A 14,800-nucleotide genomic window follows, 5' to 3' on the forward strand; every position below is an offset into this window, starting at 1 on the left:
GAACCACTCTCCAGGAGGACCCCGTGGCGAAGGCGAAGTTCGAGCGGACTAAGCCGCACGTCAACATCGGCACCATCGGTCACATTGACCACGGTAAGACGACCCTCACGGCCGCCATTACCAAGGTGCTGCACGACGCGTACCCGGACCTGAACGAGGCCTCGGCCTTCGACCAGATCGACAAGGCTCCTGAGGAGCGCCAGCGCGGTATCACCATCTCGATCGCGCACGTCGAGTACCAGACCGAGGCGCGTCACTACGCCCACGTCGACTGCCCGGGTCACGCCGACTACATCAAGAACATGATCACCGGTGCCGCGCAGATGGACGGCGCGATCCTCGTGGTCGCCGCCACCGACGGCCCGATGCCGCAGACCAAGGAGCACGTGCTCCTGGCCCGCCAGGTCGGCGTCCCCTACATCGTCGTCGCCCTGAACAAGGCCGACATGGTGGACGACGAGGAGATCCTGGAGCTCGTCGAGCTCGAGGTCCGTGAGCTCCTCTCCGAGTACGAGTTCCCGGGCGACGACCTGCCGGTCGTCCGCGTCTCCGCGCTGAAGGCGCTCGAGGGCGACAAGGAGTGGGGCGAGAAGCTCCTCGGCCTCATGTCCGCCGTCGACGAGGCCATCCCGACCCCGCCGCGTGACACCGAGAAGCCGTTCCTCATGCCCGTCGAGGACGTCTTCACGATCACCGGTCGCGGTACCGTCGTCACCGGCCGTATCGAGCGTGGTGTCCTGAAGGTCAACGAGACCGTCGACATCATCGGTATCAAGGAGACCAAGACCACCACCACGGTCACCGGTATCGAGATGTTCCGCAAGCTCCTCGACGAGGGCCAGGCCGGTGAGAACGTCGGTCTGCTCCTCCGTGGCATCAAGCGCGAGGACGTCGAGCGCGGCCAGGTCATCATCAAGCCCGGTTCGGTCACCCCGCACACCGAGTTCGAGGCCCAGGCCTACATCCTGTCGAAGGACGAGGGTGGCCGTCACACCCCGTTCTTCAACAACTACCGTCCGCAGTTCTACTTCCGTACCACGGACGTCACGGGTGTCGTCACCCTGCCGGCCGGCACGGAGATGGTCATGCCGGGCGACAACACCGAGATGACGGTCGCGCTGATCCAGCCGGTCGCCATGGAGGAGGGCCTGAAGTTCGCCATCCGTGAGGGTGGTCGTACCGTGGGCGCCGGCCAGGTCACCAAGATCACGAAGTAATTTCGTGCTCTGACCTGGTAGCCCGTCCATCGGGCACCAAGTTGCACTGAAGGGCCCCGGCCCATCGCCTCGGCGGTGGGACGGGGCCCTTCGGCATGTCCCCGGGCACCGCTCGTACGAGTACGAGTACGGGTACGGGTACGAGTGCGAGTGCGAATACGGGGACGAATGCGGTGCCGGGCGGGTACGGATGAGGGCCGCACCCCGTCCGGGGTGCGGCCCTCATGTGCGGACGGCTGCGGGTCAGTTCACGCGCAGGGACTCGGTGAACTCGACGCAGGCGGCATGGTCGGGCAGCAGACCGGTCGCGAGGGCGTCGGCCAGCGAAGGGGCGGCCTCGTCGCGGGCGGACAGCAGCGGGACCTCGGCCGGCCACTCGATGCCCAGGTCCGGGTCGAGCGGGTGCACCGAGTGCTCACCGGTCGGGTTGTACGTCTCCGAGCAGAGGTACGACAGGGTCGCGTCGTCGCTCAGCGCGCAGAAGCCGTGGCCGAGGCCCTCGGGGATGTAGACCGCGCGGCGGTCCACGTCGTCGAGGCGGACACCCTCCCACTGGCCGAAGGTGGGGGAGCCGACCCGCAGGTCGACGATGACGTCGAGCACGGCGCCGCGTACGCAGGTCACGTACTTGGCCTGGCCGCGCGGTACGTCGGCGAAGTGGATGCCGCGGACCACGCCCGCGGACGAGACCGAGAGGTTCGCCTGCGCCAGGTTCAGCGGGTGGCCGACGACCTCGGCGAGCCGGTCGAAGCGGTACCACTCGGTGAACAGGCCGCGCGGGTCGCCGTGCAGCTGCGGGGTGACCTCGAAGGCGCCGGCGATGGAGAGCTCGCGGAACTTCATCGGGCGTCCTCCTCGGCGAGCAGCATCAGCAGGTAGTCGCCGTAGCCGCTCTTGGTCAGCGGCTCGGCGAGCGCGCGCAGCTGCGCGGAGTCGATGAGGCCGGCCCGCCAGGCCGCTTCCTCGATGCAACCTATCTTGAAGCCCTGGCGCTCCTCGATCACGCGGACGAACTCGGAGGCCTGCACCATCGAGACGAAGGTGCCGGTGTCCAGCCACGCCGTACCGCGGTCGAGGATGGTGACGTTGAGCTCGCCGGCCTGGAGGTAGGCGTCGTTGACGGCGGTGATCTCCAGCTCGCCGCGGGCGCTGGGCTTCAGGCCCCGGGCGATCTCGACGACCTGGTTGTCGTAGAAGTACAGACCCGGCACGGCGTAGCGGGACTTGGGCTTCTCCGGCTTCTCCTCGATGGAGATGGCCTGGCCGTTCTCGTCGAACTCGACCACGCCGTAGGCGGTGGGGTCCGCGACCGGGTACGCGAACACGCGGCCGCCCTTGGCGTCCGTGTGCTGGGCGAGGCGGGTGCCGAGGCCGCTGCCGTGGAAGATGTTGTCGCCGAGGATCAGAGCGACGGACTCGTCACCGATGAAGTCGGCGCCGAGGACGAACGCCTGGGCGATGCCCTCCGGGCGCTCCTGGACGGCGTATTCCAGCCGCAGGCCGAACTGCGAGCCGTCGCCGAGCAGTCGCTCGAACTGGTCGCGGTCGTCCGGGGTGGTGATGATCAGGATCTCGCTGATACCCGCCATCACGAGGGTGGAGAGAGGGTAGTAGATCATCGGCTTGTCGAAGACGGGCAGCAGCTGCTTCGAGACTGCCCGGGTCAGCGGCCAGAGTCGCGATCCGGTGCCACCGGCCAAGAGGATTCCACGCATGGGGAGAACCCTATGCGAGAGGGCGTGGGGGAGCGGAGCTGAGGCCGTGTGACGTTGGGCGGACCGCTAGACTCTTCGTATTATGCGCATCCTCGTGACCGGCGGCGCCGGCTTCATCGGTTCAGAATTCGTCCGCCAGCAGCTCGCTGCAGATGCCACGGCGCAGATCACTGTCTTCGACAAGCTGACGTACTCGGGCGTCGAGGCCAACCTCGCCCCGGTCGCCGGGCACTCCGGATACACCTTCGTCAAGGGTGACATCTGCGACGCGAACGCCGTCGACCAGGTCATGCCCGGTCATGACGTCGTCGTGCACTTCGCGGCCGAGTCCCACGTGGACCGCTCGATCGCCGGCGCGGGCCCGTTCGTGATGACCAACGTCGTCGGCACCCAGGTGCTGCTCGACTCCGCCCGCAAGCACGGCGTCGGCCGCTTCGTCCACATCTCCACCGACGAGGTCTACGGCTCGATCAGCGAGGGCTCCTGGACGGAGGAGTGGCCGCTGGTGCCGAACTCCCCGTACTCCGCCTCGAAGGCGTCCTCCGACCTGCTGGCGCTGGCCTACCACCGCACCCACGGCATGGACGTGGTGGTCACCCGCTGCTCCAACAACTACGGGCACTACCAGTTCCCGGAGAAGGTCATCCCGCTGTTCGTCTCGAACCTGATGGACGGCAAGAAGGTCCCGCTGTACGGCAACGGCGGCAACGTCCGCGACTGGCTGCACGTCTCCGACCACTGCCGCGGCATCGACCTGGCCATGCGCAAGGGCCGGGCCGGCGAGGTCTACAACATCGGCGGCGGCACCGAGCTCACCAACAAGGAGCTCACCGGTGTCCTGCTGGAGGCCGCCGGCCTCGGCTGGGACATGGTCGAGCAGGTCGAGGACCGCAAGGGCCACGACCTCCGCTACTCCATCGACATCAGCAAGATCGGCGCCGAGCTGGGTTACGCCCCGCAGGTCACCTTCGAGGACGGCATCAAGGCCACCATCGACTGGTACCGCGAGAACCGCGCCTGGTGGGAGCCGCTCAAGGTGAAGGCGGCCCTGCAGAAGTGACCGCGAACCCGGAAGCCGGCCGCTGGCTCGTCACCGGCGCCGCCGGAATGCTCGGCAAGGACGTCCTGGCCGTCCTGAAGGACGCCGGCATCGAGGCCACGGGCGCGGGCCGCGCCGACCTCGACATCACCGACCCGGCAGCCGTCCGGGCCGCCGTCGAGGGTGCCGCGGTCGTCGTCAACTGCGCGGCCTGGACCGACGTGGACGGTGCCGAGACCGCCGAGGAAGCCGCCACCGCCGTCAACGGCACCGGCGTACGCGTCCTCGCCGCGGCCTGCGCCGACGCCGGTGCGCGCCTGCTGCACGTCTCCACCGACTACGTGCTGCCCGGCGACGCCGCGCAGCCGTACCCGGAGGACGCCGAGACCGGTCCGGTCAACGCCTACGGGCGCTCGAAGCTGGTCGGCGAACGGGCCGTCGCCGAACTGCTCCCGCAGGACGGCTACGTCGTGCGGACCGCATGGCTGTACGGCGAGCACGGCGCGAACTTCGTCGCCACCATGCTGAAGCTGGCCGCCCAGCGGGACACCCTCGACGTGGTCGACGACCAGCACGGCCAGCCCACTTGGTCCTACGCGCTGGCCCGGCACCTGGTCGCCCTCGGCCTCGCCGCGCTGGCGGGCAAGGCCCCGGGCGGTATCTACCACGGCACGGCGAGCGGCCGTACGACGTGGATGGGACTGGCACGCGAGGCGTACCGGCTGAGCGGGCTCGACCCCGAGCGGATCCGGCCGACGACCTCCGAGGCGTTCGTACGTCCCGCCGTGCGGCCGGCCTTCAGTGTCCTTGCTCACGACGGCTGGTCGGCGGCCGGGCTGGAACCGCTGCCCGAGTGGCGGGCGCAGCTTGCCGAGGCGATCACCCGCCCGGCCTTCGCTGATCTGCTGGGACTCCCCTCCACCAGGTGAGCCGGCGCGGCTGATCGCCCGCACCCGCACGTTGCCGACGGGGCCCGGGACGCAACCTTTCGGGCCCCGTTGGCGTCCTGTCCGGTGCCATATGCTTCTCCTATAAAGATGTTGGCCCCTTCGCGCGAAAGGCGCCGTCCGCTGTGCGACTCTCCGTTCTGACCTCCATCACCGGTCTGCTGGTGCTGGGGTACATCCTCGAGCTGCTGCGCCGCCAGCAACTGCGGGAGAAGTACGCGGCGATATGGCTCGCGATCGGATTGCTGGTCGCCCCGCTCGGGTTCGTCCCCGACCTGCTCGACCCGGTCGCCAGGTCCCTCGGCGTGGCATCCGGCGTGAGCCTGGTGCTCTTCGTCGGATTCGTCCTGGTCCTGCTGGTGAGCCTGCACCTCAGCTGGGAGACCAGCCGCCTGGAGGCGGAGACCCGCACCCTCGCGGAGGACGTCGCGCTGATCCGCGCGCACCTCGTCCAGCAGGGCGGTTACCCCAGCACGTCGCCGCGCGCGGAGGAATCCGGCGCCATCGAGGCACAGGTGAACTCGTGAACGACGGTCGTCGCGTTCTGATCATTCTTCCCGCCTGGAACGAGCAGGACGGGCTGCCGTCCGTCCTGCGCGAGATCCAGCAGCAACTGCCGTACGTGGACACCCTGGTGGTCGACGACGGCTCGGCGGACAACACCGCCGAGGTGGCCCGGGCCGCCGGCTCCGCCGTCGCCCAGCTGCCGTTCAACCTCGGTGTCGGCGGCGCGATGCGGCTCGGCTACCGCTACGCGCAGCAGCACGGCTACGACGTGGCGATCCAGGTCGACGCGGACGGCCAGCACGACCCGGCGTACGTGCCGGCGCTGCTGGAGCGCCTCGCCGCCGGCGACGCCGACCTGGTCATCGGTGCCCGGTTCGCCGGCGACGGCGACTACACGGTGCGCGGCCCCCGCAAGTGGGCGATGTCGCTGCTGTCCGTGGTGCTGTCGCGGATCACCCGGACCAAGCTCACCGACACCACCTCGGGCTTCCGTGCCTGCAACCGGCCGCTCATCGAGTTCTTCGCCCGCTGGTACCCCGTGGAGTACCTCGGCGACACCATCGAGTCCATGGTCGGCGCGGCCCGCTCCGGCTTCACCGTGCGCCAGATACCCGTGGCGATGCGGGAGCGGACCACCGGCCGGCCGAGCGCCTCGCCGTTCCGGGCGATGGTCTACCTCACCCGGGCCGGCCTCGTGCTGTTGCTCGCGATGATCCGCCGGATGCCGGCCGAGCTCAAGACGTTTACCCCCGGCACCCCGGCGTACGCCGCCTCCCAGGAGCGCACCGCCGAGCTGGTCGCCCGCGAGCTGACCAGGGCGTAGGCGGAGAACATGTCGCGTTTCGAGATCCTCCTGCCGTACTACGGCGACGTCGCGCTGATGCAGGACGCCGTACGCAGCGTCCTGGCCCAGGACGGCGACGACTGGCGCCTCACCGTCGTCGACGACGGCACCGAGCCGGGTGTCCCGGAGTGGTTCGAGCAGCTCGCCGACCCCCGGGTCCGCTACCTCCGCAACGAGCGCAACCTCGGGGTGACCGGCAACTTCAACCGCTGCGTCGAACTCGCCGAGTACGAGTACCTGGTGCTCATGGGCTGCGACGACCTCATGAAGCCGAACTACCTCCAGGTCGTGCGGGCGACCGCCGACCGCGAGCCCACCGCGGCGATGATCCAGCCGGGCGTCCAGGTCATCGGCACCGACGGCCTCCCGTACGACACCCTGGCCGACCGGACCAAGCGCAAGCTGTACGCGCCCAAGGGCCCGGGCCGGGCCCTGCTCGGCGGCGAGGAGCTGGCCACCAGCCTGCTGCGCGGGAACTGGCTGTACTTCCCGTCGATCTGCTGGCGCACCGAGGCGATCAAGCGCTTCTCCTTCAGGGCCGACCTCGGCGTGATCCAGGACCTCGCCCTGGTCGTGGACCTGCTGGTGGCGGGGGAGACCCTGGCCACCACACCGGAGGTCTGCTTCAGCTACCGCCGGCACGCCGAGAGCGAGTCCTCGGCCAAGGCCTACACGGGCCATCGTTTCGAGGAGGCCAAGCGCTTCTTCGTCGAGACCGCCGACCGCCTGGACCGGCACGGCTGGCCGCGCGCCGCCAAGGTCTCCCGGCTGCACCTCTCCTCCCGGCTGCACGCGATCACCCTGCTGCCCGGCGCCGCGATGAAGGCCGGGCGGCCCGGTGTCAGCGCCATGCTCCGTCACGCCACGCGCTGAGCGTGCGGCCGATGAAAGCTGCTGGATGAACCCGATAGCAAGACTGCTCAAGGCCCTGCCCCCCGGGACCGCCATGGTCGCGGGGGGCACCGCTGTGCTCGGCGCCGCCTCCTACATCCACCTCGCGGTGGCCGGACACAGCCTCGCCAAGGCCGACATGGCCGGGGTCTCGGTGCTGTGGACGCTGGTGATGTCCGTCGGGATCGGCCTGTTCTTCCCGATCGAGCAGGAGCTCACGCGCATCGTCGCCGCCCGTGTGGTGCGCGGTGAGGGCTCCGCACCGGTGCTCCGGAAGGCGGGGCTGCTGACCGCGGGTGTCCTCGCCGTGGTCCTCGGCGCGCTCGCCCTGTTCGCCGGGCCGATCGCCGGCCGGCTGTTCCAGGGCGACCGGGCGATGGTCGCCGTACTCGGCGCCGCCTTCACGGGGATGGCCCTGTGCTACCTCACCCGGGGCGTCCTGGCCGGCACCGGCCGGTTCACCGCGTACGGCTCCCAGCTCGCGGTCGACGGCGGCCTGCGGATCGTCCTGGCCTTCGGCTGTGCCGCGGCCGGGCTGCACTCGGCGCTCGCCTTCGGCCTGATCCTCGTGGTGGCGCCGTTCGTCGCCCTGCTGCTCACGCTCTCCCCGACCCGGGATGCGACGCGGCCCGGCGGTCCGATCGCCACCCGGGAGCTGGTCCGCGGCCTCGGTCCGCTGACCGCCTCCACCCTGCTGGCCCAGGTGGTCGTCAACGCGGCGGTGATGAGCACCCAGCTGCTGGAGCCGACCCGCACCGAACTGATCGCGGGCCTGCTCAGCGCCCTGGTGCTGGCCCGGGTCCCGCTCTTCGTCTTCGGCTCGCTGCAGGCCTCGCTGCTGTCCGGACTGTCCACCGTGGTGGCCGGCGGAGACCACCAGGGATTCGCCCGGATGCTCCGCAAGGCCTGTCTGGTGGTGCTCGGCCTCGGCGCCGTCGGCGGTGTGCCGGCCGTGCTGCTCGGCCCCTGGCTGATCGAGGTGCTGTTCGGGGCCGCTCCCGGCCAGCTCGGCCGCCTCGACTTCCTCTGGTTCGCCATCGGGACGACCTGCTACATGCTGGCGATGGTGCTCGGCCAGGCCCAGATGGTGCTGCACAAGCACCGGGCCCAGCTGCTCTGCTGGGTGTTCGGCACCGCGGTCCTGCTCGGTGTCACCCTGCTCCCCGGCGACATCGCCCTGCGCGTCGGCCTCGCCTACGCGGTCGGCTCGCTCGCCACCGCGGCTGCGATGCTGCTGACGCTGCGCGGCGCCGTTCCGCGCCGTACCGACGCACCGGTACCTCTTGGACACCTCACGGAAGCCTGACCTCATGACGCGATTGGCCCCCAATCCCCCCGTCGACCCGGAGACGGAGCGGCCCGGCGGGGATTCCCCGGCGGACAGCCGTACTCCGTCGGCGTGGTGGCATGCCCGCTGGGTGGTGCCGCTGGCGCTGGCCGTCGGCTACGTGCTCAACGTGCTGTTCCGGCTGTCGCTGGTCAGGAAGCTGGACTACCCGACGGTCAACCCCGACGAGCCCATGTACCTGGTGATGGCCAGGATGCTGGCCGGTCGGTCGACCACCGAGATCCCCAGCGACCAGGTCATCCCGGCCGGCTACTCGCTGCTCATCTCGCCGGCCCTGCGCGTCACCGAGGACCCGGTCTTCGCCTACCACCTGATCCTGGGCATCAACGCACTGCTCAGCTGCCTCGTGCTGCCCCTCGCGTACTGGGCGCTGCGCAGGCTGGACGTCCCCCGGGCGGTGTCGTACATCGCGGCATGCGCGGTGACGCTGGTGCCGCCGGTGGTCTTCTACTCGCAGTTCGGCATGGCCGACACCCCGCTGCCGGGCCTCGTGCTGCTGTGGCTGATCGGCCTGCACGGCCTGCTCTTGGACGGGGGCCGGCGCCGCCGGACCTGGTTCGGTCTGATGGGCGCCTTCGCGGCCGGCTACTGCCTGCTCACCCATGACCGCGGCGGCGTGATCATCGCGCTCACCGGGCTGGTCCTGCTGGCCGCGCTGGTCCGCAACTGGGCTCCGCGGATCGCCTCCGCACTCTGCCTGGCCGTGCTGGCCGTCATGTTCGTCCTCAAGCAGCTGATGACGAGCTGGATGATGTCCAGGATCGACGGGGCGAAGCCGAGCGAGGTCGGCAACGCCGTCTTCCAGACCCTTGAGAACACCCGCCTGCTGCGGCGCACCATCATGCGCGTGGTCGGGCACATCTGGTACTTCCTGACCAGCACCTGGGGGCTGGGCGCACTGGCCCTGCTCGTCTGCGTGCTCGTGGTGTTCAGCGCCCGGTTCAGCCGGGCCGACCGGGTGGTGGCCTTCCTGATGGTCTCCCTGCTGGGCGGCATCGCCCTGGCGGCGGCCGCCGGCCTGCCCAACGACCACCGGATCGACACCATCACCTACGCCCGCTACCTGTCCCCGCTGGTCGCGGTGTACCTGGTGGTCGCGGTGGCGGTGCTGTACCGGGTCCGCAGCCGGAAGAAGCTCGTGATCCTCGGCGCCGGCACCGTGGCGGTGGTCGGGGCGTTCACGGCGGTGCTGCTCCACATGGCCCAGCACCAGTGGGCCAAGTCCTACTTCATCCTGTGGGGCCTGCCCGACGCGACCTTCCTCTCCAGCCTGTGGTCGGAGGACTGGAAGCACTTCCACGCGGCGCGCACCACCGTGGTCGCCCTGATCGTCTTCGTTGTCCTGCTGGCGCTGCGCCTGCTCGGTGGCAAGCGACGTGCGGCCCTCGCCACCGGTGCCGTCTCGGTGGCGATGGCGGCCCTCGCCGGCTGGGGGACCGTGGCGATCACCGACAACGTCGTCCAGCCGAACCACGACTGGCGCTACGCCGACGGCGCCGGCTTCCTGGAGAAGGCGGGCCTGCGGCCCGGCGACCAGCTGGTGATGGACCGGGCCTTCCGCTGGGAGACCCGGGTGACCCTGGGCTACGAGGTGCTCGACGGCCGGGTCTGGACCCGTGCGCTGATCGTGAACGAGGCGCCGCCCGCCGGAGCCAACGTGGCGGTGCTCGCCCTCGTCGACGACTCCGCCCCGCCCACCGACAGCTGGCGCAGGGTGCCGGCCGGCTGGCACGTCGACCGCCACGTCCCGGAGTACGATTTCGTGATCTGGCGACGCGACTAGTCGCAGAGGATCCGTGGCGAGAGGCCCCGCACCGCACGGTGCGGGGCCTCTCGTTCGTTGCGGGTCCCCACGCATGCATACGTACACACGGGGTGGGCCATGGGCGGGAAAGACGAGGACGCGCGCGGCGCGGGCATATCCGACGAGGAGCTGGCGGAGTTCCTGGAGCGGGCCTCCTCGGGCAGCGGACAGGCGCCGAGGGAGCCGTCGGCGCGGGCCCGGATGGTGACCGAGCGGCTGCGCGACCGGCAGGATCCGCCTCCTGGGTGGCGCACCGGCCCGGTCGGGCCGCGGACGCGGGGCGGGCGGGGCCGGGGCGGGCGGCGGATCAAGGCCACCCTGGCCGTCGTCTTCATCGCCGGGCTCGCGCTGGTCGCGCTGCGGCCCGAGCTGGTGATCGACCGGGTCACGGGCAAGGCCGGTGCCCGACAGGACGCGAAGGCCCCGCTGGCCGCCGAGACGGCCCGGCCGACCGCGCCCCCGCCGCCGGTGGATCCCGACCAGCCGACGCTGAAGGAGCCCTTCCGCGGCTCTCCGGCCCTCCAGTGGGCCGACGGGGCCGCCGGGATCGAGGTCCCCGAGGCCACCGCCGTGGGCTGGCTGCCGAAGGAGAAGGTCGCGGAAGCGCTGCAGCAGGTCAGGCAGTTCCTCGTCGCGGCCAACCTGGACCCGGCGACCCTGCGCGGCGAACGCCCCGCCACGGCCCTGGCGCTCCTCGATCCCCAGCAGCCGGACGTCCCGCAGCGGCTGGAGCAGTACCTGACGAGGCCCACGGCGCAGGACACCCCGGTGACGCTCTTCACCCGCTTCGATCCGGCCGCGGTCAAGCCGGTGGGCGACGTCGTCAAGGTGCGCGGCAGCATGCGCGTGGAGGAGGGGGAGCCCGGGGAGGTGCGCGTGGTGACGGACTACACCTTCGTCCACCCGATGAGCAAGGGGGGTACGAGCGTGCAGCGCACGATCGTGCGCCGGCAGATCACCCTGTCCCTGCTCGACCCTGCGCGCTGGAAGGCCACCGGGGACCGGCTCCAGCTGCATGAGCACCGTGCGGAGTGGTCGAACGTGGAATGCGGGACGGCCGACGGCTACCTGCATCCGCAGTTCCCGCAGGACGCGCCGACCGGTCCGACGCCCACCGGGCCCGCCACGGACCCGTACGACCGCAGCAAGGACATCAGCGGCGGGGAATGCGGGACGCTCACCCGCTCCTGACCGGGGGAGGGGCCCCGCCGCGCCAGGTGCGTGGTGCGGTTTGACCACGCAGCGTGGCGGGGTATTCTCTTCGGCCCGATTGGCCAGGTACGTGCCTCGTATGGCAGACTACTCAAGTTGCTCGGCTGAGTGCCGATGCTGCGCGCCTCCCGCCGGGAGGACCGGAAGCGAGTCCCACAGTACTCGTCGTCCTTAATCTGCCTCTCGGGGCAGCAATGGGGACGGACGTACGGGAATCTTCTGGGAAGTGTCAGCACGGTGCCCACCAGGCACTCGGTGGGTGTTTCTCCCCCGAATCGCGGTCACAGGGACCGTACCCCCTTGGACGAGGGAATTTCCGTATGGGAATTTTCTGTAGAGGGAGTGCGACACGCCCGACCGCGTGGGTCGGAGGAGAGGCCGCGGGATCCAGTCCCGCAGCCGACCGGGAGCCAGAGCGTTTCCACATAGAGACAGGACTACGGAGTAGCCATGGCGGGACAGAAGATCCGCATCCGGCTCAAGGCCTACGACCACGAGGTCATCGACTCCTCGGCGAAGAAGATCGTCGAGACGGTGACCCGCACTGGTGCGTCGGTCGCGGGCCCGGTGCCGCTGCCCACTGAGAAGAACGTGTACTGCGTCATCAAGTCGCCGCACAAGTACAAGGACTCGCGCGAGCACTTCGAGATGCGCACGCACAAGCGCCTGATCGACATCCTCGACCCGACCCCCAAGACCGTTGACTCGCTGATGCGCCTGGACCTTCCGGCCGGCGTTGACATCGAGATCAAGCTCTGAGAGGCGTCGAGAAGATGGCAAAGCAGATCAAGGGCGTCCTGGGCGAGAAGCTCGGCATGACCCAGGTCTGGGACGAGAACAACCGTGTCGTCCCGGTGACCGTGGTCAAGGCCGGACCCTGCGTCGTTACCCAGGTCCGTACGAACGACATCGACGGCTACGAGTCGGTCCAGATCGCCTTCGGCGAGATCGACCCGCGCAAGGTGAACAAGCCCCTCAAGGGCCACTTCGCCAAGGCCGACGTGACCCCCCGCCGCCACCTGGTGGAGCTCCGCACCTCCGACGCCAGCGAGTACACGCTCGGCCAGGAGATCACTGCTGAGGTGTTCGAGTCCGGCGTCAAGGTTGACGTCACGGGCAACAGCAAGGGCAAGGGCTTCGCCGGTGTCATGAAGCGGCACAACTTCCGGGGCCTCGGCGCCGGTCACGGTGTGCAGCGCAAGCACCGCTCCCCCGGTTCGATCGGTGGCTGCGCCACCCCTGGGCGTGTCTTCAAGGGCATGCGCATGGCCGGTCGCATGGGTAACGAGCGTGTCACCACCCAGAACCTGACCATCCACGCGGTTGACGCGGAGAAGGGTCTGCTCCTCATCAAGGGTGCGGTCCCCGGTCCGAACGGCGGCCTCGTCCTGGTCCGTACCGCGGCCAAGGGGGCTTGAGGTAATGAGCACCATTGACATCCTTTCGCCGGCAGGCGACAAGGCCGGTACCGTCGAGCTCCCCGCGGAGATCTTCGACGCGAAGACCAGCGTTCCGCTGATCCACCAGGTCGTTGTCGCTCAGCTGGCTGCTGCCCGTCAGGGCACGCACAAGACCAAGCGTCGCGGCGAAGTCCGTGGTGGTGGCCGCAAGCCGTACCGCCAGAAGGGCACCGGCCGCGCGCGCCAGGGTTCGACCCGTGCGCCGCAGTTCGTCGGCGGTGGCGTCGTCCACGGCCCGCAGCCGCGTGACTACTCCCAGCGGACCCCGAAGAAGATGAAGGCCGCCGCCCTCCGCGGTGCCCTCTCGGACCGTGCGCGTCACTCCCGCATCCACGTCGTCACCGGCGTGGTCGAGGGTGCCGCCTCCACGAAGGCCGCCAAGACGCTGTTCGGCAAGATCTCGGAGCGCAAGAACCTGCTCCTGGTCGTCGACCGCGCCGAAGAGGCCGCGTGGCTGTCCGCCCGCAACCTGCCCCAGGTTCACATCCTGGAGCCGGGCCAGCTGAACACGTACGACGTGATCGTCTCTGACGACGTGGTCTTCACCCAGGCCGCTTTCGAGTCCTTCGTGTCTGGCCCCAAGGCCGATGAGACCGAAGGGAGCGACGCCTGATGTCTGAGGCGACCGTTACCAGCAAGACCTTCACCGACCCGCGTGACCTGCTGATCAAGCCGGTTGTGTCGGAGAAGAGCTACGCGCTGCTGGACGAGAACAAGTACACGTTCATCGTCGCGCCCGGCGCCAACAAGACCCAGATCAAGCAGGCCGTGGAAGCGGTCTTCTCGGTCAAGGTCACCGGGGTCAACACGATCAACCGTCAGGGTAAGCGCAAGCGCACCAAGACCGGTTTCGGCAAGCGCGCCAACACCAAGCGCGCCATCGTGACCCTTGCCGAGGGCAACCGTATCGACATCTTCGGCGGCCAGGCCTCCTAACGGAGGTCTAGTCGTCCGGAATCGGACGAGGACTGAGAAATGGGTATCCGCAAGTACAAGCCGACGACCCCGGGCCGTCGTGGCTCCAGCGTCGCCGACTTTGTCGAGATCACGCGGTCCACGCCGGAGAAGTCGCTGGTTCGCCCCCTGCACAGCAAGGGCGGCCGTAACAACACCGGTCGGATCACCGTTCGCCACCAGGGTGGTGGACACAAGCGCGCCTACCGCGTGATCGACTTCCGTCGTCACGACAAGGACGGCGTGCCGGCCAAGGTCGCGCACATCGAGTACGACCCCAACCGCACCGCGCGCATCGCGCTCCTGCACTACGCGGACGGCGAGAAGCGCTACATCATCGCGCCGAAGGCTCTGAAGCAGGGCGACCGGATTGAGAACGGCCCCACGGCCGACATCAAGCCCGGTAACAACCTCGCGCTCCGCAACATCCCGGTCGGTACCACGATCCACGCGATCGAGCTCCGTCCCGGTGGTGGCGCCAAGTTCGCCCGTTCCGCGGGTGCCTCCGTGCAGCTGCTGGCGAAGGAGGGCACCATGGCCCACCTTCGTATGCCGTCCGGTGAGATCCGTCTCGTCGACGCGCGCTGCCGCGCCACGGTCGGCGAGGTCGGCAACGCCGAGCAGTCGAACATCAACTGGGGCAAGGCCGGCCGCATGCGCTGGAAGGGCGTTCGCCCGTCCGTCCGCGGTGTCGCGATGAACCCGGTTGACCACCCGCACGGTGGTGGTGAGGGCAAGACCAGTGGTGGTCGCCACCCGGTCTCCCCGTGGGGTCAGAAGGAGGGTCGTACTCGCTCGCCGAAGAAGGCTTCGAGCAAGTACATCGTCCGCCGCCGCAAGACGAACAAGAAGCGCTAGGAGC

Annotated in this window: 16 protein-coding genes; 14 read left to right on the forward strand and 2 right to left on the reverse strand. The window is 69.5% G+C overall.

Annotated features, from left to right (window positions below):
* Positions 1 to 23 precede the first annotated feature (23 nt).
* Positions 24 to 1,217 carry an elongation factor Tu gene (gene tuf, locus DEJ51_RS19775; protein ID WP_030008455.1) on the forward strand — a complete coding sequence of 398 codons (1,194 nt, stop codon included), beginning with the start codon at positions 24 to 26 and terminating at the stop codon, positions 1,215 to 1,217.
* Positions 1,218 to 1,460: 243 nt separating this feature from the next.
* Here tuf and rfbC read toward each other — a convergent pair whose 3' ends face one another.
* Together rfbC and rfbA are read right to left on the reverse strand one after the other, a co-directional pair.
* Positions 1,461 to 2,060, reverse strand: a complete 600-nt coding sequence (gene rfbC, locus DEJ51_RS19780; RefSeq protein ID WP_150258770.1) for a dTDP-4-dehydrorhamnose 3,5-epimerase — start codon at positions 2,058 to 2,060, stop codon at positions 1,461 to 1,463.
* A complete protein-coding gene (rfbA, locus tag DEJ51_RS19785) occupies positions 2,057 to 2,932 on the reverse strand; it encodes a glucose-1-phosphate thymidylyltransferase RfbA (protein WP_150258771.1) in 876 nt (291 codons plus the stop codon). Before rfbA ends, rfbC begins: the two co-directional genes overlap by 4 nt.
* Before the next feature lie 82 nt (positions 2,933 to 3,014).
* On the opposite strand from rfbA, the gene rfbB reads away from it, so the two are divergent.
* From rfbB to rplB, 13 genes are all read left to right on the forward strand, one after another.
* The gene (gene rfbB, locus DEJ51_RS19790) at positions 3,015 to 3,992 is read left to right on the forward strand and encodes a dTDP-glucose 4,6-dehydratase (protein WP_150258772.1); all 978 of its coding nucleotides are present in this window, start codon (positions 3,015 to 3,017) and stop codon (positions 3,990 to 3,992) included.
* Positions 3,989 to 4,900 (forward strand): dTDP-4-dehydrorhamnose reductase, encoded by a 912-nt coding sequence (gene rfbD, locus DEJ51_RS19795; RefSeq protein ID WP_150258773.1) that lies wholly within the window; start codon positions 3,989 to 3,991, stop codon positions 4,898 to 4,900. Before rfbB ends, rfbD begins: the two co-directional genes overlap by 4 nt.
* A 143-nt stretch (positions 4,901 to 5,043) precedes the next feature.
* Positions 5,044 to 5,445 (forward strand): DUF2304 domain-containing protein, encoded by a 402-nt coding sequence (locus DEJ51_RS19800; RefSeq protein ID WP_150258774.1) that lies wholly within the window; start codon positions 5,044 to 5,046, stop codon positions 5,443 to 5,445.
* Positions 5,442 to 6,248: a glycosyltransferase family 2 protein gene (locus tag DEJ51_RS19805; RefSeq protein WP_150258775.1), complete on the forward strand. Its 807-nt coding sequence runs from the start codon at positions 5,442 to 5,444 to the stop codon at positions 6,246 to 6,248. Before DEJ51_RS19800 ends, DEJ51_RS19805 begins: the two co-directional genes overlap by 4 nt.
* A 9-nt stretch (positions 6,249 to 6,257) precedes the next feature.
* Positions 6,258 to 7,142: a glycosyltransferase family 2 protein gene (locus DEJ51_RS19810; RefSeq protein ID WP_150258776.1), complete on the forward strand. Its 885-nt coding sequence runs from the start codon at positions 6,258 to 6,260 to the stop codon at positions 7,140 to 7,142.
* Between the two features lie 25 nt (positions 7,143 to 7,167).
* Complete coding sequence (locus tag DEJ51_RS19815; protein WP_150258777.1) at positions 7,168 to 8,466, forward strand: lipopolysaccharide biosynthesis protein; 1,299 nt, start codon at positions 7,168 to 7,170, stop codon at positions 8,464 to 8,466.
* 4 nt (positions 8,467 to 8,470) lie between these two features.
* Positions 8,471 to 10,291, forward strand: coding sequence for a hypothetical protein (locus tag DEJ51_RS19820; protein ID WP_150258778.1), 1,821 nt, complete (start codon positions 8,471 to 8,473; stop codon positions 10,289 to 10,291).
* Positions 10,292 to 10,390: 99 nt separating this feature from the next.
* Positions 10,391 to 11,503, forward strand: a complete 1,113-nt coding sequence (locus DEJ51_RS19825; RefSeq protein ID WP_150258779.1) for a hypothetical protein — start codon at positions 10,391 to 10,393, stop codon at positions 11,501 to 11,503.
* Between the two features lie 471 nt (positions 11,504 to 11,974).
* On the forward strand, positions 11,975 to 12,283 hold the full coding sequence (gene rpsJ / locus DEJ51_RS19830; RefSeq protein WP_003948644.1) for a 30S ribosomal protein S10: 309 nt from the start codon (positions 11,975 to 11,977) through the stop codon (positions 12,281 to 12,283).
* Between the two features lie 14 nt (positions 12,284 to 12,297).
* Positions 12,298 to 12,942 (forward strand): 50S ribosomal protein L3, encoded by a 645-nt coding sequence (gene rplC / locus DEJ51_RS19835; protein WP_007265899.1) that lies wholly within the window; start codon positions 12,298 to 12,300, stop codon positions 12,940 to 12,942.
* 4 nt (positions 12,943 to 12,946) lie between these two features.
* The gene (rplD, locus tag DEJ51_RS19840) at positions 12,947 to 13,597 is read left to right on the forward strand and encodes a 50S ribosomal protein L4 (RefSeq protein ID WP_030388861.1); all 651 of its coding nucleotides are present in this window, start codon (positions 12,947 to 12,949) and stop codon (positions 13,595 to 13,597) included.
* Positions 13,597 to 13,920: a 50S ribosomal protein L23 gene (gene rplW, locus DEJ51_RS19845; RefSeq protein WP_007265901.1), complete on the forward strand. Its 324-nt coding sequence runs from the start codon at positions 13,597 to 13,599 to the stop codon at positions 13,918 to 13,920. Before rplD ends, rplW begins: the two co-directional genes overlap by 1 nt.
* A 39-nt stretch (positions 13,921 to 13,959) precedes the next feature.
* Positions 13,960 to 14,796 (forward strand): 50S ribosomal protein L2, encoded by an 837-nt coding sequence (rplB, locus tag DEJ51_RS19850; RefSeq protein ID WP_008739715.1) that lies wholly within the window; start codon positions 13,960 to 13,962, stop codon positions 14,794 to 14,796.
* Positions 14,797 to 14,800: the final 4 nt, after the last annotated feature.

It is taken from the genome of Streptomyces venezuelae, from assembly GCF_008642275.1.
Lineage (GTDB): Bacteria > Actinomycetota > Actinomycetes > Streptomycetales > Streptomycetaceae > Streptomyces > Streptomyces venezuelae_E.